The sequence below is a fragment of the Stutzerimonas stutzeri genome (assembly GCF_024448895.1).
In the GTDB taxonomy this organism is placed as follows: Bacteria; Pseudomonadota; Gammaproteobacteria; order Pseudomonadales; family Pseudomonadaceae; genus Stutzerimonas; species Stutzerimonas stutzeri_Q.
The window spans coordinates 81,462-101,569 of the sequence record NZ_JAMOIC010000008.1 but is presented as its reverse complement, the minus strand read 5'-3'; the positions used below and the strand labels follow the sequence as shown (position 1 = coordinate 101,569).

Sequence of the window (20,108 nt, the reverse complement as noted above, 5' to 3'; positions counted from 1 at the left end):
CCGTAGCCAAGCCACCCGTTCAGTTAGAAAGGAAGTTGTTCCATGTCCGAGCAAGACACTCTCGCCTTCACGAAAAAATATGGCCCTTGGGCCGTCATCGCAGGTGCTTCCCACGGTGTTGGTGCCGCGCTTGCCGACCAGGTAGCTGCAAAGGGCCTGCACTGCGTGCTGGTTGCCCGGCGCGAAGATGCCCTGACCGACCTGAAGAACCAGCTTGTCGACCGTTATGGCGTCGAGGTGCTGGTCGTCACACTTGACCTGACGCTGGACGATGCCGCCGACCGGCTGGTGGCAGCGGTGGCGGACCGGGAAGTAGGGCTGCTGATCTATAACGCCGGCGGCGATCCATACATCACCCGCTTCCTCGACACGCCGGTTGAAGACTGGTGCAAATTGCTGCACCTCAATACCCGGACGATCATGCAGTGCTGTCACGCGTTTGGCGGCCGAATGGTTGCGCGTGGCGCCGGTGGGGTCTTGCTGGTCGGTTCCCAGGCCGCGCTGGGCGGCGTTCGTAAGCTGGCCATGTATTCCGCCACCAAGTCTTTCGCCATGACGCTCGGTGAAAGCCTCTGGGCCGAATGGAAGGGTCAGGGTATCGACGTGTTGAATCTGCTGATCGGCACTGTCGATACGCCAACCATGCGCGACGCGATGGTCAGGCAAGGGATTGCGGATGCGCTGACCATGCAGCTGGCCAAAGCCGAGGATATAGCCGCGATCGCGCTGCGCGAGTTGCCCAACGGGCCGACGCTGATCCATCCCGATGACCTGTCTGAGTCCGCCGCCGGGCCGCATTCGGGGAAGGCGCGGCGGGATCACGTACAGCGGATAAGCGCCGAATCCGCGCTTTTCATCGGTGATTGAAACTATGGGGGGAGTGCAGCCCGTCAAGTGTGCAGCGATGGGTTAGCACGCCTCTTGCGGTTCGCTGAGACCTCAGCCGTAGGATGGGTGCAACCCATCAGATACGGGGCGGCGCAACGACGAGTCGCACCTGGGCGGCCCGCTCCGTCTTCCATTTCGACAGGTCGGGTCGTGGGCGCAGCGCCGAGCGCGGCAGGTAAATGCAATGTGGTTTTCATACACCAAGCAGAGTTCCGACAATGAAAAATTTCAACAATACGGAGTTCAAACGAGGCTGGCGCATCCTCATCCTCGCAATCGTCGGGGTAGCCACCAGCTCGAGTTCCTTGCTGCTGTATAGCTTCAGCTCGATGGTGATTCCTCTCGAAGAGGCGGTGGGCTGGTCGCGTGCCGACTTGCAGGCTTCGATCACCGCGCTTTCGCTGGGCACTATCATCGCTGCGCAACTCGCCGGCTGGCTGAACCTGCGTTACGGTTTGCGGTTGGTCACCTTGATTTCTCTGGTCACGCTGACGCTCAGCATGTTCGCGTTGTCCCGTGCTTCGGGGTCCATCTGGATGCTTTATCTGGGATTCTTCCTGGTTCCGCTAGCCGGTCTCGGAACGCTGCAGGTGACGTGGTCGCACCTGGTCAATCTATGGTTCGAGGAGAACCGCGGCTTTGCCCTGGCGATCATCCTGAGCGGTTCCGGGCTGGCCGCAGTCATGCTGCCACTCACCACCACCTGGGCCATTTCCCGCTGGGACTGGCGGGCGGGTTTCATTGCGCTGGGCGTGCTGCCGGTGCTGCTGGCTTTGCCGCTGGCGCTGCGCTGGTTGATGCCGGTTGCCAAGGGGCACGCTGCAAGCGCCATGCAAAGCGACGCCGAACGCCGCCATCCGGGAATGCTGCTGCGTGATGCGCTTCGCTCGTGGCGCTTCTGGGTGTGCAACCTTTCGATGACGCTGGTGGTGTCCTGCGTGGTTGGCATGGTGACCAACATTATCCCGCTGCTACGGGACAAGGGGATCGCGGCGGAGCAGGCAAGCCAGATCTTCAGCACCTTCGGGATATCGCTGATCCTCGGTCGCCTGGTGGTGGGTTACCTGATCGATCGATTGTGGGCACCGGGCGTCGCGGCTGTGGCCTTGCTGATGCCCGCCTTGGCCTGCCTGGTGTTTCTCTATGCCGATGCCAGCATCTGGATGTTCGTTCTAGCCACCCTGCTGGTCGGCCTTGGCGCGGGTGCGGAATTCGACATCGCCGCCTTCCTGATCGCCCGCTATTTCGGTATGCGCGACTACGGACGCCTGTTCGGCGTGCATCTGGGCCTGATCACTGCCGGGGCCGCTGCCGCGCCTTTGCTGTTCGGCGCCCTGTATGGCGCGAGCGGCAGCTATACCGGCCTGCTGGCCTTCTGCTGCATCTGCTTTACCGTGGGGCCATTGTTGCTGCTTGGATTAGGCGGCTACCCGGTGTTCGAGCGCGAGGCGGAGGCCGCACCGGTCTAGCTGACGTTCTGCTCACCAGGCCAGGCCTCGCGTTGGCCTGGTGAGCGCTGTCGACGGAACTCCTCGGGCGTCCAGCCGACCGCTTTTCGAAATGCTGCGGAAAAGGCGGCGGCGCTCTGGAACCCGGTCATGTAGGCGATCTGCTTGATCAGCAGGGAAGGGTCGCCGAGCAGCCTCATCGCCCGGTTGACCCGTGCTTCGGCCGAGTACTGGCGCAGGGTCTTGCCCGTGGTGTTCTTGAAATAAACCGACAGCTTCCTTTCCGGTAAGGCACACAGATCGGCCAGCTTGCGCAGCGAAATATCGTTTGCATCGGCTTCCAGGGCTTCCCTCAAGTGCTGCAGCTGCCGGCGACTCAGCTTGCCGGGTTCGTCGTCATGGCGCTGTTTGCCAAGAAATTCCTTGCGCAGTTCCAGCGCGATTCCGGTCATCAGGCATTCGATATGAAGTTCGCTGGCAAACCCTGGCGCTGCGACCTCTTCGCCAAGCCTGCGCAGCGAGGCCTGCAGATAGCTGCTTTGGAGGTTCAACATGGCGTCCGTGATGCAGTGTTCCCAGTCCCAGCGGTAAGCCGCGAGCGGCGCGATGGCAGCGGGGTCGAACAGGCAGATCACCGCTTTTTGCTGACAAGCCCTATGCTTGAAATGAAAGTCGCTTCCCGGCGGGATGAAGATGGCCTGGCCAAGCGGCCGGCAGCTTCCCTGCATGCCCGAGAGGGTGCCACGATTTGACAGCGGCGCATGTTCGGGGGATTCGGCCAGCAGTAGCCTGATCAGACAGTGATCACTCAAGTGTATCAGTGCGGCTCCCGAGCTGGACCAATGTGCGTGCTCGACGCGGACTTCGAAACCTGTGTTGGACAGGCCGGCTTCGGTTGAAAAATTGCCTGCATGGGGGGACTCGTATTCGCGATATTCGATGACATTCATGTGGCTTCCTTCAGCCGTTCTTATTGTTGGTGCTGAGCTTTCCTGCCGCTGACTGGCACGTCGTGCAGGTTTACGAAATGAGGACCGTTTCCGAGTGTAATTTTCAGGTCAAGCTTGGTGATTCATATCGTTCAGATCCGGATTTGGATTTCCAATGACCAAGGCGCGAGCAAATTGCTGCGCCAGCTGCGCTGGCGGCAACTGCTGGCCAGCTTCTCAGACGGCGGGGCTTTTACACAGATCAATATCGAGTTCTCGTTTGTCCCGCAGTCAAAGCTGACCGATGGACAAGGGTGCAGGCTCGGCCTACTTTTCCATACCGCAATGGCTGAAGCCTGCCCCGACCCGATTTTTAGCTGGTAACAGACAACGGAGAGAACCGTGCCCAACACGATTGAGAACAACAAGGCGCTGGTGCGTCGATATGTACAGGCAGTTATCGACGGCGACATGGATACCTTCGAGGCTTTGCAGCATCCAGACGTCAAATGGTGGACGTTGACCCGAGGGGACATGAGCCGCGAAGCGTTCAATACCGCGGTACGCAGCGGCCTGCTAAGTGCCGATAAGCGCTCGGTGGTAATCACCGGATTGACCGCTGAAGGCGATCGCGTCGCCTATGAAGCGCAGGGCGAGATGGTGTTTGCCGACCGCGTCTATCGCAACAGTTACCACAACCTGCTGGTGATCCGCGACGGCCTGATCGTCGAAGGCCGCGAATACATGGATACCAAGGCCTCCACCGAGGCGCGCCTTGCATAGCCGGCCATTCTCAAAACTGTAAATCGAACGAAGGCGGTCTGCCTGGCCAGGCGCCGCCCCGTCTGGCGGCGTTTGGTGCGTCATGCGGTGTTACGGCGAATAGGCCACAGCTCTTTGGCCACTGCGCGAACGCCAGTACCGATTGCGTGCCCGTCCCCAGTCATCGCTTCAGGTTGCCGGCTCGGTTATCGCCCCATCCGTAACGGTGGCTGTCGCCACTTCCCCAGGAGCCGTGGGAAGTATGGGGTAACGCCCCAACGTCAAGAGCAGCAGCGCACCGATGCCAAAACTGACCATGCAGAACATCAGCATCGCGTGGTAGGAGCCGGTTGCCTCGAACAGCGCGCCGAAGAACGCCGGAGCCATGGTGCTGCCGATCGCACCAAAGCTCATCTGAAAGGCGAAAACCCGGCTGTAGTCGCGCAGCCCGAAATAGCGCGCGATCAGATACGACGCAATATCCATCTCGGCGCCGGCGCCCAGCCCGGCGAAGACACAGGCGAGCACCAACAGGGGAACATGCGCGCCAACCATGCTGAACAACAGGCAGCCGACGCCGGGAAGCAGCAAGACGAAAAAGGCCACCCCAGGCGCCCACACCCGGTCGATCAGATAGCCGATGAACAGCCGTCCGAAAATCAGCGATACGCCGAACGCACCGAACACCTTGGCCGCCTCGGTTGCTGAAAGGCCGCTGTCCTGCATCATCGGCACAGCGTTGATGATCATGCCCATCATGCCCATGATCGCGAGGAACAACGCGCAGTTGATGACCCAGAAGCGCCGCGAGTGCAACGCCTGGCGAAGCGAGAAGCCCGTCAGTCCGACGTCCGGCTGCGCAGGGAGAGATGATCGTTGTGTCGCCTGTTCCACGGCCCCTCGGGTGCTCAACCAGCGCAACGAAAGCGGCAAGGTCACCAGCAATGGCAACAGCGCCAAGCCCCAGAACCAGGCGCGCCAATCCCAGCGGATGATTGCCCAGCTCAGCAACGAGGGCAGCACCAGGGCGGCCAGGCCCGTGCCACACAGGATGATCGCCAGCGCCAGGCCGCGGTTCTTGTCGAACCAGAGGCAGGTCAGCTGCGTCCAGGTCACGTGTAGCGTGCCCACCCCGGCAAACGCCAGCAGACCAAAGCCCAGATTCAATTGCCACAAGTGGCCGGTGTTGAGGGCCATGGCGAAGTAGGCGAGCGGCAGCGCGATCAGCGAGCAAAGGGTCACGCGACGCGGCCCGTAGCGTTTGTTCAGCCAGCCGGCAACCTGAAAGGCGATGATGGAACTGCCGTACTGAAAGGCCGCCGCCGTCTGGATTTCGCCTCGCGACCAACCAAAGGCCTCCTGTAACGGCAGCACCAGCGTGCCGAACGCATAGATGGGCGCGACGGCGACCGAAGTGGCGATACCCAGCAGCGCCAGAAGCAGCACCCGCCATCCCTGGCGGAACTCTGTCCAGTCGATAGCCAGAGAGGTGTGGGGCTTAGCGGCGGAAACGGCCATGTGGCTTCCTCTTGTTGTTGTTATGGCGATACCCCCAGCCGGGCTTTCAAGCGCCCGGCGGGTCATGTCACAGCGTCAATTCAGCTGCTCAGCGCCTATCTGCGCGGCAGGCTCGATAGCCGGTTGCGGGACATCGTCCTGAGCCAGGGCCAGCCCGGCGAGATAGCCAAAGGTCAGGCTGAGCGTATTGTTCGCGCCGTTGCCCGGCGCGCGGCCCCGCCATAGCGAGTTCATGTCCAGACCCACCGCGTGCAGACCGGGAATCGGCTGGTCGCTCCCGCCTAGCACGCGCGCCTTGCCATCTATGCGCAGGCCGACCGTGGTGGTGGAGTCGCCGGGAAATATCTGCACGGCATAAAACGGCCCTTGCTGAATCGGCCCGAGGCAGGGATTGGGTGTGTGGTTGGGATCGCCCAGAGGCATATCGGCCTTGTCCCGTCCACGCCCGAAGTCATCATCCACACCCCGGGCGGCTTGCTGGTTGAAGCGCGCGACAGTGTCGGCGAGGTTGCCGGGATTGACGCCGATACGCGCGGCAAGCGCATCGAGGGTCGGCTCGGTGAGGATATAGCCGGCGGCGATCAGCCCTTTCAGCCCAAAGCCGCCCGGGCGCACCAGGCCCAGGCCGTATTTCTTGATGAACGGGTGGTCGCATACAAGGTGCGCCGGCACAGAGCCGGTGCGGTGCATGGGCTCCACCAGGTTGGTCGCCGCCTCGTTACCGAAACGCCTACCGTCCCGGTTGACCGCAATGCAGCCTGGCTTGCCGCGATCCATATAAAGGTGCGGAAATTTGCGTATTCCGCCGTCGGGCTTCCTCAGCAGCGAGACCACCACCCAGCCGGCATTGCTCAGGTTTTCGCCATCGAAGCGGCCACCAGCGTCGCGGGCTTGCTGCAAACCGTCGCCGGTATTGCCCTCCGGCACCAGCGACACATGGTGTTCGGCAAACGGAATGTACTGTTTGCGCATGTCCGGATTGGCGGAAAAACCGCCGGTGGCCAGCACGACGCCACGGCGTGTGCGAATTTCCACCGGTTTGCCGTCGCGCTCGACAACCACGCCTTTGATCGCGCCATGCTCGTGGATCAGGCTGCGCATGGGCGTGTCTTTCCACAGCTCCACCCCGGCATCGATCGCCGAGCGCAGCAGCCGGGCAGCCATGGCATTGCCCATGGTCAGCCGCGTACCGCGCGAATAGCTCAGCCGATCCACGCCAAAGCGCACCGCCAACTTGGCGATGTGTTTGAACGAGGTGAACGACTTGGTGGCCTTGGCGATGTGCGGCATGTCGCCAATGCCGAACATCATGCCGCCCGGCGCGTTGAACTCAGTCAGCGGGGGCCGTAATTGGTCGAAGTATTCGCCCAGCTCACGACCGTCATATTCCACCGGGCAAAGCAAACGGCCATCGGCGGAAAAGCCCTTGGCCTGCGGATGCCAGTCGGCAAAACCGCGCTGCACGGCGAAACGTACCGAGGTACGCGCGTGCAGGTAATCGACCATGCGCGGCGCGGCATCAAGAAAAGCCCGCAGCAGATCGGTACGCAGTGTCGGCCCCACCACTTCCTGAACGTAAGCGAAGGCTTGCTCTGGATCATCTTTCAAACCGGCCTCGGCCGCCTGGGTATTGCACGGCACCCAGATGCCGCCACCGGAAAGCGCGGTGGTGCCGCCGAACAGCCCGGTCTTTTCTACCAGCAGAACGTCGAGGCCCTGGGTTGCGGCGACAATCGCTGCGGTCATGCCGCTGCCGCCAGAGCCGACGACGACTACGTCTTTTTCAATCACCGGATTGGCATTCATTCTGTAGGTTCCGTTGTTTCTGAAACTGATCGAGATGAGGGTGCTGCCCCGTACGCTGGTCAGTCCGACGTCTGCCGGGTCTGTTGATACAGCTCGGCAAAATGCGGCTGACAGCTGTTCTTGCCGCCATTGATCTCGATGCATTCGCCTGTGATGTAGCCGGACTCGTCGGACGCGAGAAAAGCGGTCAGCGCCGCTATGTCCTCAGGCGTGCCGAGGCGTTTGGTCAGGACGTACTTGCTCGCAAAGGCAAGGATCTGCGGAGCCGTCGCCTCCATCGCAGGCGTCACGATGACCCCCGGTGCGATGGCGTTGCAGCGCACGCCTTGGCGACCGTATTGCGTCGCGATGTGGCGCGTCATATTGATGATCGCGGCCTTGCTGGTGCCGTAAGCGATTCGCACCAGATCGCCCTTGGTGCCGGAGCCGGAGGCGGTGTTGATGATCGACCCGCCGCCCGCTTCGATCATGTGGGGAATGGCGAACCTGCAGGTCAGCATGTAGCCGGTCAGGTTCACGTCCAGGGTTTTGCGCCATACCTCCATGGGTATTTCCAGCAGACTGAGGTCCTGGCCGTGAGTCTGCGGGTCGGTGATCGCGGTGTTGTTGTGCAGAATGTCCAGCCGACCGAAGTGCTCGACCGTCTGGGTCACCATCGCCTCGATGCTGTCGGCATCGGCGGCATCGAACCGCAGCGCCAAGCCGTTGCCCTCCAGCGCATCGGCGGCGCGTTGCGCCGTTTCCAGATTGATATCGGCGCACACGACTTTCGCGCCTTCACGCGCCAGGCGCAACGCGGTCGCCGAGCCGATACCACCGCCGCCGCCGGTTACGATTGCCACTTTGCCTGCCAGACGTTGCATCCGTTTATCTCCTGTCATTGTTGTTTTCGGGTGTGGCATGAAGCGCCTCGCGGATCGCAATAGCCGCGCCACGTATCGGCGAGGCCATGGCTACGCGCCAGACAAGCCCGGCGATACCAACGCGATCAGCGCTGCGTGTACTTGGACACGATGGCTTCCGGGTTCTGCGTGCTGTTGGACGGTGCCTCCTCCGCAAACTCCAGGCGTCCGGTCAGGAAGTCGTTGAGCACGCCATACATGTTTTTGTTGAAATCGAAGATCGCCAGCTTGGTCGCGTAGGGAATGTTCTTGTCATAGATCTGCACCCCGGCCATGTACACGGTCCGGTACAGATTGCCTTCCTGGTCCCAGGCGTCGTACAGGCCCGCGCCGAAGGTGTCCTCGTCCATGTAATAGCGCCGCTTGCTGTACACATGGCGTTGGCCAGGCTTGAGCGTCGCCTCCACCACATAGACGCGGTGCAATTCCCAGCGCTCCACCGCCGGGTTAACGTGATTCTTCATGAACTGCTCGGGCGCTTCGATTCCGAAGTACCACTTGTAGGCGTTGTAGGGGATGTACATCTCCTGGCGTCCTATCAGCTTGAAATCGAAGCGATCCTGCTTGCCGGCAAACATTTGCAGCTCGTCGAACAGGGAAATGCCGCCCTGGCTCGCTACCGGCGTGTCATAGGCGAACTCCGGCGCCAACTTGACGCGGCGCTGACCTGGCGAATAGCTCCAGGCGCGACGCGGTTTCTCGGTCGGGTCCAGAAAATCGGAAATACCGGTCATCTCGCCCGCCCGGCGAGCCGGCTCGGTGTTGATCGACCAGGCACGGCCGTATACCTCCGGATCACGGTCCTCCAGATGCGTCTGATAGAACGGAAATTCCTCATAAGCGCGCTGTTGCGCCGTCTTGGTGATGTTGCCATTGGAGTCGACCACCCAGCTGGTGTGCTCGTCCAGGACGCCAGTCGGTCCGTTTTTGTAGCGCAACAACTGGTTCCACATCATCTCGTGGCCAGTCTTGGCGATGGGAAACGGCAGGCCGCCCCGGCATTCGGTTTCAAGCGATAAACCGTCGTTGAAGGTTGCACATTCGGTGGCGTTGCGAACCGTTGCCTTCAGCACGTTATCCGGATAGGCAGCGGTGCGATGGCTCGGGTACACATCCATGTACCAGGTGTCCGGATATTTTTTTAGCAGGGCTTGCTGCCCCGCGCTCAATTTGTCGGCGTACTGATCTACGTTTTGTGCGGTGATCCGGTACAGCGGTTTTTCATCCCGGAAAGGATCGGTCCAGGCTTTGCCGGGTTCGAAGTCCGCTGGAGCGGTCCGCAAACCGCCTTGGTAGGGCGGAATAGTGCCTTCGGCGTTTCCGGCTTTTATTGCCCCGAACAGGGTGAGCGTATTACCCAGTTTCTGCGCCTCTTCTGGCGAAACCGCAGCGCAGGCAAATGTGGAAATGCCGGTCAAGACAATGCTTAACGCGAATCGGGAAATCATGAGCAGTCTCCGCTTATTGGATTTATATGGAGCCGTAAGACGACGTGATGCATCGCCCCTCTAACTTAGCCAATACGCGTTTACATGCCGTTCATACCGTTTCACCCACGGTAAAACGAAAGCGGATATTTAGTGATGTTAAAAACGGCAGTTGGTCCTAACCTGAACCCCGTCAGCCGAAACCACGAAGCGCCTGATGATTTGAAACCGGCGTTACGTTGAATTTAATAAGAACAAACGTTAAAGCCATGCCCATGTTTCCATTTTTCCCTTATTGCAAGCTGGTTCTTCAGGCGTCTGTATCTAAATTCGAACGGGTCCAGGCCTCTGCGTAACCCTCCGTTCAACGACTCAATAACAAGAGATAAAAGATGAAGACTTTTTCCAAGATCCCCGAGCGAGGCGATTTCGCCTATCAAACCCTGGTCGCGCCCTACAAGGTGACCGGCGAGTCGATGCATGGTGGCCGTGGCTTTTTCGGCTTGCAGTTGAGCAAGAGCATGCCGTTCGGCTCGGTTCGTGACGAAGAAGGACATATCTATTCGTTCACCCGTTCGGTCATGGCGCCAACCGGCACGCCGAACCCGACCAAATTCTTCTATCTGTCCACCCGCATCGACGGCAAGAACATCCGCATGGACCAGGCACGCATGGCGGAACGCGGCGTGACGCCGGCTCCGGCGTTGTCGCTGCAAGGCGATACCGTCCGCTGGACCAACCAGCCGGATGACGTCGGCCATCCATGGGAATTGACCGCCAACAGCGAAACCTTCACCTGGAAAGAGAACAACCTGTTCCAGCTCGAAGGCCGCCTGCTCGGCAACGGTATGCAGTGGTACTTGCCGGGCGTCGAGTGGGGCACCTTTTACGTTTCCCAGATCTGGGATGTCAGCGGCGTCTGCGAAGGGCGTCCGGTCAAGGGCGCCATCCTGCTCGACCAGGTGTACATGGCCGAGGGCGGCGCGATTCACTTCAAGAAAGACCTGGTGGTGAACAACAAGATGCACGTGCTGTGGTGGTCCTTTGCCACGGTCTACAAGGACGGCACCTACGATGTCGGCTCGTTCATGGTTGGCCATGACCACCTCGGCTACGCGATTTTCCAGAATGAAAAGGGCGAAGTGCGTACCACCACCGACATCGAATGCGTAACCAAGCACAAGGACGGGAGCTACTTTCTGGAGGCTGCCAAAATCACGCTGGACGGCCGTGAAGAATGGGAATTCCTGCCCGATCCGCGCGGCGAAATGATCGACTTCGTTGGCGGCTTTCCCGTCACAGCACAGCAGGAAGGCCGCTGGCGGCGAGTGGGTGATACTCGCGAGCCGGATCACTGGGTGGCCTGGGGTGAATCGGACCGGCGCAATGGCGCGGCACGCAACGTCCCCGGCAGCGATATCAACTAATCGCGCAGCGGGCGAAGCGGCCTGCTGCGATGGCTGATTAAGCGGTACGAGTCAGCGGCTCGATTTGCCCGAAGTGGTGAGCGAGCCCAATGAACCAGGAGCGACTGGTGTTTCGCTGCTCAACCCCTCGGGGGGAGCAGCTTTTTTTTGCAGCAGTGCCCTGCTTACACACCACACCGACGCCATGTGGCGAAACGCTCCAGGGGCGAATTCGCAAGCAATCGCCCGAACGCCATCGGGGGGAATGTGCTTAAGAGGGAAGGATCGGCTACGAACGGTCAGTCGGGCATCAGTCAGCGGTGAGATAACGGTCCCTGAGACTATTCAGGCCCGACGCATCCAGGCCGACACACGTCTCGATATAGGCGTCCATCGATCCATAGTGCTTGTCCACGCAGTCGTAGGCCGTTTGCAGGTACTCGGGGCGGGCATCCATGATCGCGTCGACCGCTTCGTCAGGACAGGGCTTGCCGATCATGTTGCTGACCAGCGTACTCATCAGCTCTCGCCGGACGTCGCTGGCGTCGACCATTCGGCGGGCCGACAGCTGATAGTCAGCGACAATGACTTCCCGCGCTACGCCGAGCGCGTGAAGAATAACCGCGACGGCAAAACCGGTGCGGTCCTTGCCCGCTGCGCAATGAACCAGCACGGGCACCTTACCCGTCTCGAACAACCCGAACAGTTTCGGCAGATGCGGCGCCAGCATGCCCGGCAGACGCCGGTATACCTCGAACATCATGGCCTCGGCGCCGGCAAGATCCGGGCTTTCAATCAACAAACTCGACACGCTTTTGTCGGCGCGCATGTCGCCGGTGACCTCAAGTGCCAGCTGCTCAAGTTCTGCAGGCAGATTGTTCGGCGTCCGCTGGCGCTCACCCTCGCTACGCAGGTCACATACGGTCTTTACGCCAAGGGTCTTGAGGATTCCCCAGCCCTCGGTGCCAAGCATGTGCAGCTGGTCGGACCGTAGCAACGTATGCCCGGCGATGCGCCGGCCGTCATGGGCCGGCAAGCCTTTGAGACTACGAAAATTATCGGTGCCTGCTAACTGCAGATTCATCGGGGCTCTCATATCTGAATGCTCGAACGTTCGCCTAATGTGATCAAGCGGAGGCGAATCCCCGAAATTGCGTGAGATCCAGGTTGTCGGTCACCGGCGGTTTAAGGAAATAGCACACCTGTAGTTTGCCTGGTGAGAAACGGTAGGTTTCGATGCTTTCAATGGCCAGCCCGGTACCATTCAGGCAATTGCGATGATGAGCCGCAACGTCGTTGCCGTTGTAGATGGTCTCCACCACTTCCAGAGAAATATCCGCATTGTGCTTGTCGAACATCTCTTCGAGGATAAACCAGCCATCACGCGTGTCAGTGCGACCAGCATATTCGATGACCAGCGACTCAGGCGCTATTTGGCGATAGCAGTCAAGAAAGGCCTCGCGATCGTGGGCGTTCCATGCCGAGACCTGGCCCTTCATAAAACGTTGGATACTTTCAGCATTCAGTTGCGTCGTCATTTCGATTGCACTCCGTTTATTGTTTTTGTTCGTTACACGATGATCCAAGCCATCAATCGTCCAGCAAATGCCGGAACTGCGGGAGAACCTGGCGCGCGCCCTCGCCCAGCTTCACGTGGCGGCGTGGCGCTTTGCCGGCGGTCAGCGTTTTTACGGTTTCGAAATCCTCCGCCGCGGCGAAGAATCGCTCCACCATGATGCGCCCGTCCTGGCCCCACTCATCGACATTGGCCAGCCATGCCTGCATGCCATACATGGGCCAGCGGCGAAATTGTTCCCAGGCGGCGTCCTGTCCAAGTACGCCTTCGGCGCCCAGGCTGATCAGCTTCTCGCGGTAGACCTTGACCAGATCCCAGGCCGAAGCCCGCCGCTCCTCGATTGTCAGCGCCCCGAGCATGAAATAGGCAATATCGCGCCATGGCCGCCCCTTGCGCACAAGCTGCCAATCAAGCCAGACCCGCTCGCCGCTGTCGCGCAGAAAGCTGTTGCCCTGGTGAGAATCGCCATGAACCAGGCAGATGGGGGTCTCCTGCGCAAGTTCATAAGCGCGCAACTCGTCAAAGGCATGCCCAAACAGCTCCGGTGTTTCATACATCCATTTCGGCAGGATGGCCTGGTACTCAGGCTTGCGCAGGTTCAGCCGAATGTAGTCGTACATGCGTAAAAACTGATCGTAGTCGACCGGGTGATCCATGGACGTGGGCAGCCAGCTCTGTGCCTTGAGCTCAGAACTTCCCCACAGTGCGGCATGCAACATCGCCAGTGACTCCAGCCCCTGGGCCACGCCATCGACGCCGAGGTGATGGGTACTGTGACCGAACTGGCCTGGCGCCATTCCGAGGTCTTCCATCACGACGACGCCCCGACCCCCACCATCGCCATCCCAGTCGGAAAAATAGCTGTCCGGCACCGGCGTGTGCAGACGCTCGCGCATGAAGTGGTAGAAGCGTGCCTCCAACTCGCAGATCTCGCCGCTCTCGAACCCTTCCGACCAGTTGGACTTGAGGCAAACGTTGCGCGGAATGCCAGCGGCCAGGCCAATCTCGTTGAGGTCTAGCGCGAGCCGTAGCTTGGTGGTATGGCCGTTTCGAATCTGAATTTCTTCAAAGTCATTTACCACGATGCCGGGATAGCGGTTCTGAAGCAGGCTCGTCAACCAATGGGGCGTAACGTCTTGCAGGTGACGCGGGAGCCTGCCCTGACGTGCAGGATAAGGGCGCGCCGTGCGCAACTCTTCGATACTGGTCATTTTTGTTTTTATCTCTGAAGGCGAAATATAAGCGGCTTCCTGTAGAAACCGTACGACAGCGGAAACGCACTTACTCACGTATTCGGCGTAAACCCGAGTGTTGATCAGGCGCGCTGCGTCAACAAGGCAAACACGCTCTCGATACGCTTGAGTTGTTTGACCGGCGGTCAAATGCGTGTTTGTTTTGGAGTCTCGAAATGCTCATCGGAAAATAGCTGTGGTGGATACTTGAGGGCGTTGGTCAATCGGACCTGCTCGAAGGCGCCGGGGCTATATCAAGTTTTACCAAACCGGAAACACTGGCGGTTGACTATTGGTAAAACAAAAAGACGGCTCGCGCGTAGCCAACATGGCAACGTGTTGCATATATATAAAACCGCCTGATGTCGTGGCAAAGGAGCGTTGCAGATGCAAACACAGACCCGCTCGAAGTCCGATAAACGTCAGACAATGAGCCGAATGCTTGCCGCCGCGCATCAGGAGTTTTGCAACAAGGGACTGGCCGGCGGGCGTATTGACGAAATAGCCCGCAATGCTGGCGTTACCAAACAGCTGATCTTCCACTATTACGGATCGAAGGAAGGCCTGTTTGTCGCGGTGCTTGACGAAACCTCTGACAGACTCATGACCGGGTGGGTCGATTTCGATGTCGAGCAGCTGACCCCGACGCAAGCGCTTCGAGCCTTGCTCAACCACATCTTCGATCAATATCGCAACGATCCCTTGCTCGCCAGGTTGGCGCAGGAGGGCGTTCGCTATCACGATTACAATCAAACGCCGCGCAACCGCTTCCTGGAACTGGCACCGGCCCTGGTCGATAAGGTTGGCAGGATCGTCCAGCGAGGCATTGAATGCCGTAGTTTCAAGCCGGACACCCAGCCTCGGCTGCTGCTTGCCACCGCGGCTCTCATCGCTACCGGCTGGTTTACCAACGCTTACTCCACCTCAGCGCTGGTCGGCCTCGATACTGCTTCCGAGGAAGGTATGGAAACCTGGCGCAAACACTGTGCCGATTTCATTCTGGCCAGCATCGTCGCGACGCAAGGAGAAGAACCGCGCAGCCCTCGCGCCGATTGATCATCGCGTTCTGCCGGGTTTCGCGCAGGTCTCGTTAGGGGCGCTCGATTCATTGGAGCGCTCATGGTCATCTCACCGTTACGTCATAGAGCGTAACGTGGGCTGCGCTTATAACGCCTGCTCGACACCGTGACCGAATCTTGCGTTCGCTGTATGGTGCGCGACTAGCCTGAGTGGTCGCACTGAGTTGGTGAAGGGTAACGGGATGGCGAAGGGCAAAGACATATCGATGCGCCAGCTGCGCTACTTCATGGCCGCGGCTGAGGCAGGGCAGCTTTCCCAGGCAGCGGTGAAGGTGCATGTATCGCAATCGGCCATTACCGCCGCCGTTCTGCAACTTGAACAGACATTGGGCGTTCGGTTGTTCGACCGGCTGCCTTACGGCGTCACCCTGACCGCAGAGGGGCATAAGTTCGCCCAGCATGCGGGCCATATTCTCGACACGCTGCAGGACGCGCTCAGCGAGCCGCTTTTTCTGAGCCATTCGATCCAAGGGGTGATTCGCGTCGGGGCTTCTTACACGGTGCTCGGCTATTTTCTGCCGTCGCTGCTGGCGCGGTTCAAGCGGAGCTATCCGCAGGTGGAAATCGATCTGGTCGATATGGATCGGCCTGTCATCGAAGACGCCATTGCTGCGGGACGGTTGGATATGGGGCTTTCCATCGTCTCCAATACCGAGAACCTGCAGCGTTTCGAGCATCAGGTGCTGATTCGCTCGCGACGCCAATTGTGGCTCGCCAGCGAACACCCGCTGATGCAAGCCTCGGTTATTACACTCGAAGACGTGGCGCGTCATCCTTACATTCTGCCCACCGTGGATGAAGGGGAGAGCTCCACGTATCGCTACTGGAGTTCTCGTAGTCTGGAGCCGAATGTGGCGTTCCGGACGTCTTCGATGGAAGGATTGCGAGGGCTGGTCGCCCATGGCTTCGGCGTTACGATTCTCTCCGACATGCTCTATCGGGCCTGGTCGCTGGAAGGCAAGAAGATTGAGGCGCGGCCCCTGGTTGACGCCATCCCACCCATGGAACTGGGCTTGATCTGGCGCCGCGAGACGGAGTTGCCGCAACCGGCTGAAGCGTTTCGCCAGTTCCTCATCATGGCGTGCGCATCCTGAGTGATCCGCATGTCGGCTCAACGCCAATATTGCTCGATGCGGTCGCGATCAGATGGCCTTGCGCTCTGCCGGCCTGCGCAGCGATGGCGCGCCGTGCCGGATTCAGCGGGTTTCTGCCCATCGCCGCTGCCGCTGCCCTGTCAGGGCCGATAACCTGAACGCGCGTCCCGGACTGCTCGAGCTTCGCTATTTGCTTGGCCAGCGTGCGGCCAGGAATTCCTTGGCGCACACCAAGGGGCGACAAGATGATCACTCCTGATGAACGCTCGGCCAGATCGGCATTGCTCGAGCTTCGGATCCCACCGTCCATGTAATTCTGTCCGCCAATATTCACGGGCGGCCAGATACCGGGCACGGCGCAGCTTGCAGCAACCGCATCGGCCAGTGCCACGCCGGAGTGCCGGTCGAAAATTCTGGTTTCGCCAGTCAGCACATCGACAGTGACAACGGCCATAGGCTTGGCTGGCCAGTCCTGTCGAGGATGCAGCCGGGCCGCAATGACTGACTGCCTGGCTTGTGCATTCCCGGCCCCGGCTCGTAGCGCCAGCTGACCAATTCGCTTGGTGCGCTCGATGGGAGCATTCAGCTTTGGCAATACGGCAATTGCCAAAGGCAGTAATCGCAGCAGTCGTATTTGAGGCGCGAGTTCCTGAACCTGTTTCGATGCGTTGACCTGACGCTCGTACAGTTCCCAGAGATCGCTATCTTCGCGGATCTGCGCCGCGACCGTGGCGCCGGCTGATGTCCCAAGCATCTTGCCGCACTCACGCAGGTCAACGCCCATTTCGTCCAAGCCCAGCAGCAGGCCGGTCATCCAGGCGATACCGGTGATTCCGCCGCCGCCTAAAACCAGGGAATGGTCGGTAAACATGGCTGTTTGTCCTTGGCATACAGAGGTAGGTGGGCATTACCAGAGCGTCATCAGAGCATGCCATCACGCGGGTGATGTTCGGGTGACAGTGCGGATGTTCTGCCTCTGGTATCTATTCTTGTGAACATATATTGAGTATATGTCTATATTCTGCTGGTGCGCATGTTCTAGTGCAGGCGTAATCAGAACCGAGAAATCCCTAAGGGGACCCTCAAACAAGAAAAGGATTGGAATGCCATGCTGATCGATGTCCACGCTCATTTGTTGACCGAAGGAATGTTCAACCGCCACGAATTCTGGGGACCTTTCATGAAGGTCCAGGGGCTTACGGTGGGGCACTTTGCGCTCGGTACCAAGCAGCCCGCCAAAGCGTCTTCGGATGAGGAAGCTCAGGCCAACCTCCTTGCCCGAATGACCCACGAAAGCCGACGCAAGCTGATGGCTGAGCGGGGCGTCGACAAACTTGTCATGTCCACCCCGTCCCATTGCTTCATGTACTGGGCGGGCGACTTCGCAAACGAATATGCGCGTGTTTGTAATGACGAATTGTCTGCGTTCTGTCGCAAGGACCCGGAGCATTTCGATTTCTGGTGCCACGCCAACCTGGCGGACCCGGAGGCGGCAGCGAAGGAAATCGATCGCGCCGTGCGTCAGCTGGGCGCACGCGGCGTCTGCGTAGGTGGGGCCAATTTCAATGGACTGCAAGCGTATGACGAGCAGCTATTCTCGGTTTGGGAGAAGCTTTCTCAGCTCGACGTGCCGATCATGGTGCATGGCTTCAACCAGTCAATTTACTGGGGCGAAAAGCATACCGATGACAAATTCGAAACCACCTCGATCATTGGCGATTGCGTCGATGAGACATTGTTCTTCTGGTATCTGATATGCGGCGGCGCGCTGGACGTATTCCCCAACCTGAAAACCTACATAACCCATGCCGGCGGCATGGCTGTGTTTCAGCTCGGGCGGCTAAGCGAGCTCAACCGCGCGATGGCGCCGGACAGCCGCAACAAGCGACCCTTGATGGAATACATGCCCAATTTTTATTTCGATCTGGACGTGCATGCGCCGGGCTTGCGGCGTGGGGTAGCGGAAGTAGTCGGCGCGGATCGCCTGCTATACGGCACCAATTTCGGCGGCGCCTACGATCATGGCGACCTGACTCATGGCCTGGGTTTGTCCGAGGCTGAACGGGAGCGCATCCGCAGCGGCAATGCCATTGAGCTGCTCAAGCTGGATGTGTCCGTGCCGGTCGTTTGAGGCAGCGGTGAGTCAGCTACGCGTCGCTGGCTCATCTGCCCCAGGGCTATGCCGAACAGGATCAGGCCGCCGCCTACTGCGTGGTAGAGATGCAGAGTCTCGCCGAGCAGCATGATTGCCAGCATGGCCGTGAACAGCGGCACCAGATTCATCAGCGCGGCGGTTTTTTCCGCACCCAGCGAGACGAGTCCGCGCATCCATAGCCCTGGCGCCATGGCCGACGCAAACAGCCCGGCGAAAAGAACCAATGGCAAATTATCGCGGGTCAACGCAGCCGAAGGCGCCAGTACGAAAGGCGGCAGCAGTACCAACGTACCGCAAAGTATTTGCACGTACAGCGACACCCAGGTGGGCAATGGAATTTGCCATCGCTTGACCAGCACGCAATAGAGCGCATAGGACAAGGACGCCATCAGCATCATGAACTCGCCTTTGCCCATGCCTTGGCGAAAGAGCGCAGCCAGGTCGCCGGTGCTGATCAACCAGGCCAGCCCGAGAAAGGATATGAGCGCGCCTGCAAGCGTCCCCACCGTAGGCCTGGCGCGTAACAGCGCAATGGCCAGCAGGACCGTCAGCATGGGCATGGTTGCCAGAATCAGACCCATAGACGTAGCGGTGACGCTGTAAGCGGCGAAATAGGCCAGCGACTGGTACAGCGACATGCCAAGGCAACCTAGAGCGAACAATTTTGCAAGATGTGTCCGAATAGTTCGCCGAACGCTCCAGGCCGTCGTCAACACGAAGGGTGTTATCACAACGGCTGCAACGAGCCAGCGGTAGAACGAAATGGCTGCAGGGTCTATCAGACCTACGGCAATTCGATTCACTACGGTGCTGGCAGCCCATATCAGCGTGGCAAGAACCGGCAACAACAGGTTCAACAAACCTGGCATGGAGCGTCCTGAGTATGTCAGCGCCAGCGATGCCAGCGAGTGCTCGTGATACCTCGCCAGATAACGAAACATTGACCGTCATGAGATCAGCGAGGGGCGGTGGGCCGCTCTATCACTTGGCGGCGTTTCGTTCCTTAATGGCGGCGGCGAAGTCGCGCTTGAGCGTAGGGAAGTATGCAATCTGCCCGCCCATGCCGCCGGCGATGTCGATAGATGCGGCGCTGATGAAACTCGCATACTCGCTGGACAGGAACAGCACCATACCGGAGACGTCCTCGGGTTTACCGTAACGGCCAACCGGCACTACTTTCATGACCATTTCGTCGAATTCCTCGCGGCTCACGCCGGGGCCCATTTCTTTGTAGTGGCGGTCCCACTGGCCGGTATCGATCCAGCCCATGTTCAGGCTGTTCACCAGGATGTTTTCCTTCGCCAACGACATGCCTAGCGACTTGGACAGGGCAACGCAGGACGCACGGTTGATCACCGATGGAATGCCGTCGGGTGTCGGAATGGTCCCCGCCAGCGCATTGATTTCGACGATGCGCCCCCAGTTCTGCTTGCGCATATGAGGCACCACAGCCTGAACGAAACGGAAATGCCCCATCTGTAGGATATTGGCGTGTTCCAGAATCGTTTCAGGGGTCAGGGTATCGATATTTCCGCTACGGCCCTGCCCAGCATTGTTCACCAGTACATCCACGCCGCCCCAGGTCTCGGCCACCTCATCGACGAAGCGGCGCACGCCGTCCGTGTCGGCTACGTCGACCGCGCGTGCGATCACGCTAGCGGCTTTTTCGGCAAGCTCCTGGCCGGCTGCTTCTACTGCTTCCAGGGATCTCGCGCAGATCGCGACGCGCGCACCTTCAGCGGCAAATGCGCGCGCGATAGCCAAGCCGATACCTCGAGAGGCGCCAGTGACAATGACGCGTTTGTTACTCAGATCAATGTTCATTTAAATACCTGTCTGTGTATGTCCGCCTGATAGGCCGGCCGAAGCCGCACTGGATTCGCCGT

General features: G+C 59.7%; 19 protein-coding genes. 8 read left to right on the top strand and 11 right to left on the bottom strand.

The features are described from left to right. The first annotated feature begins 42 nt into the window (after positions 1-42). On the top strand, positions 43-867 hold the full coding sequence (locus NA619_RS11985) for an SDR family NAD(P)-dependent oxidoreductase (protein ID WP_255962083.1): 825 nt from the start codon (positions 43-45) through the stop codon (positions 865-867). Between the two features lie 239 nt (positions 868-1,106). Beyond that, a complete protein-coding gene (locus NA619_RS11980) occupies positions 1,107-2,357 on the top strand; it encodes an MFS transporter (protein WP_255962082.1) in 1,251 nt (416 codons plus the stop codon). Here the strand turns inward: NA619_RS11980 and NA619_RS11975 are convergent. After that, positions 2,354-3,286, bottom strand: a complete 933-nt coding sequence (locus tag NA619_RS11975; RefSeq protein WP_255962081.1) for a helix-turn-helix domain-containing protein — start codon at positions 3,284-3,286, stop codon at positions 2,354-2,356. The two genes, NA619_RS11980 and NA619_RS11975, sit on opposite strands and share 4 nt — an antisense overlap. 117 nt (positions 3,287-3,403) lie before the next feature. On the opposite strand from NA619_RS11975, the gene NA619_RS11970 reads away from it, so the two are divergent. Both NA619_RS11970 and NA619_RS11965 read left to right on the top strand, forming a co-directional pair. Further along, on the top strand, positions 3,404-3,649 hold the full coding sequence (locus tag NA619_RS11970) for a hypothetical protein (protein WP_255962080.1): 246 nt from the start codon (positions 3,404-3,406) through the stop codon (positions 3,647-3,649). A gap of 18 nt (positions 3,650-3,667) precedes the next feature. Further along, a complete protein-coding gene (locus tag NA619_RS11965; RefSeq protein WP_255962079.1) occupies positions 3,668-4,048 on the top strand; it encodes a nuclear transport factor 2 family protein in 381 nt (126 codons plus the stop codon). Positions 4,049-4,216: 168 nt separating this feature from the next. On the opposite strand, the gene NA619_RS11960 is transcribed toward NA619_RS11965, so the two are convergent. The 4 genes from NA619_RS11960 to NA619_RS11945 all read right to left on the bottom strand — a co-directional run bounded on the left by NA619_RS11960 (position 4,217) and on the right by NA619_RS11945 (position 9,701). Beyond that, complete coding sequence (locus NA619_RS11960) at positions 4,217-5,545, bottom strand: MFS transporter (RefSeq protein WP_255962078.1); 1,329 nt, start codon at positions 5,543-5,545, stop codon at positions 4,217-4,219. A 75-nt stretch (positions 5,546-5,620) separates the two neighbouring features. After that, positions 5,621-7,351, bottom strand: coding sequence for an FAD-dependent oxidoreductase (locus tag NA619_RS11955; RefSeq protein WP_255962077.1), 1,731 nt, complete (start codon positions 7,349-7,351; stop codon positions 5,621-5,623). 59 nt (positions 7,352-7,410) lie between these two features. Continuing rightward, on the bottom strand, positions 7,411-8,214 hold the full coding sequence (locus NA619_RS11950) for an SDR family NAD(P)-dependent oxidoreductase (RefSeq protein ID WP_255962076.1): 804 nt from the start codon (positions 8,212-8,214) through the stop codon (positions 7,411-7,413). A gap of 125 nt (positions 8,215-8,339) precedes the next feature. Continuing rightward, positions 8,340-9,701 carry a DUF1329 domain-containing protein gene (locus tag NA619_RS11945; RefSeq protein ID WP_255962075.1) on the bottom strand — a complete coding sequence of 454 codons (1,362 nt, stop codon included), beginning with the start codon at positions 9,699-9,701 and terminating at the stop codon, positions 8,340-8,342. Positions 9,702-10,072: 371 nt separating this feature from the next. On the opposite strand from NA619_RS11945, the gene NA619_RS11940 reads away from it, so the two are divergent. Continuing rightward, positions 10,073-11,107, top strand: coding sequence for a hypothetical protein (locus NA619_RS11940; protein ID WP_131647955.1), 1,035 nt, complete (start codon positions 10,073-10,075; stop codon positions 11,105-11,107). Positions 11,108-11,396: 289 nt separating this feature from the next. Here NA619_RS11940 and NA619_RS11935 read toward each other — a convergent pair whose 3' ends face one another. From NA619_RS11935 to NA619_RS11925, 3 genes are read right to left on the bottom strand one after another with little or no spacing between them, the layout of a single operon-like run. Beyond that, a complete protein-coding gene (locus NA619_RS11935) occupies positions 11,397-12,170 on the bottom strand; it encodes a tyrosine-protein phosphatase (RefSeq protein WP_255962073.1) in 774 nt (257 codons plus the stop codon). A gap of 43 nt (positions 12,171-12,213) precedes the next feature. Next, positions 12,214-12,624, bottom strand: a complete 411-nt coding sequence (locus tag NA619_RS11930; RefSeq protein WP_021208006.1) for a nuclear transport factor 2 family protein — start codon at positions 12,622-12,624, stop codon at positions 12,214-12,216. 52 nt (positions 12,625-12,676) lie between these two features. After that, positions 12,677-13,873 (bottom strand): phosphotransferase, encoded by a 1,197-nt coding sequence (locus NA619_RS11925; RefSeq protein WP_255962072.1) that lies wholly within the window; start codon positions 13,871-13,873, stop codon positions 12,677-12,679. A gap of 408 nt (positions 13,874-14,281) precedes the next feature. Between NA619_RS11925 and NA619_RS11920 the strand changes: the two genes are divergently transcribed. Further along, complete coding sequence (locus NA619_RS11920; RefSeq protein WP_255962071.1) at positions 14,282-14,950, top strand: TetR/AcrR family transcriptional regulator; 669 nt, start codon at positions 14,282-14,284, stop codon at positions 14,948-14,950. A 205-nt stretch (positions 14,951-15,155) separates the two neighbouring features. Beyond that, positions 15,156-16,067, top strand: coding sequence for a LysR family transcriptional regulator (locus tag NA619_RS11915; protein WP_255962070.1), 912 nt, complete (start codon positions 15,156-15,158; stop codon positions 16,065-16,067). Here the strand turns inward: NA619_RS11915 and NA619_RS11910 are convergent. Further along, positions 16,048-16,938, bottom strand: a complete 891-nt coding sequence (locus tag NA619_RS11910) for a patatin-like phospholipase family protein (RefSeq protein ID WP_255962069.1) — start codon at positions 16,936-16,938, stop codon at positions 16,048-16,050. The genes NA619_RS11915 and NA619_RS11910 overlap by 20 nt on opposite strands. Positions 16,939-17,175: 237 nt before the next feature. Between NA619_RS11910 and NA619_RS11905 the strand changes: the two genes are divergently transcribed. Next, on the top strand, positions 17,176-18,198 hold the full coding sequence (locus tag NA619_RS11905; RefSeq protein WP_255962068.1) for an amidohydrolase family protein: 1,023 nt from the start codon (positions 17,176-17,178) through the stop codon (positions 18,196-18,198). Here NA619_RS11905 and NA619_RS11900 read toward each other — a convergent pair. Together NA619_RS11900 and NA619_RS11895 are read right to left on the bottom strand one after the other, a co-directional pair. Next, on the bottom strand, positions 18,102-19,091 hold the full coding sequence (locus tag NA619_RS11900; RefSeq protein WP_255962066.1) for a DMT family transporter: 990 nt from the start codon (positions 19,089-19,091) through the stop codon (positions 18,102-18,104). The genes NA619_RS11905 and NA619_RS11900 overlap by 97 nt on opposite strands. A 112-nt stretch (positions 19,092-19,203) precedes the next feature. Next, positions 19,204-20,046, bottom strand: coding sequence for an SDR family oxidoreductase (locus tag NA619_RS11895; protein WP_255962065.1), 843 nt, complete (start codon positions 20,044-20,046; stop codon positions 19,204-19,206). Positions 20,047-20,108 lie beyond the last annotated feature (62 nt).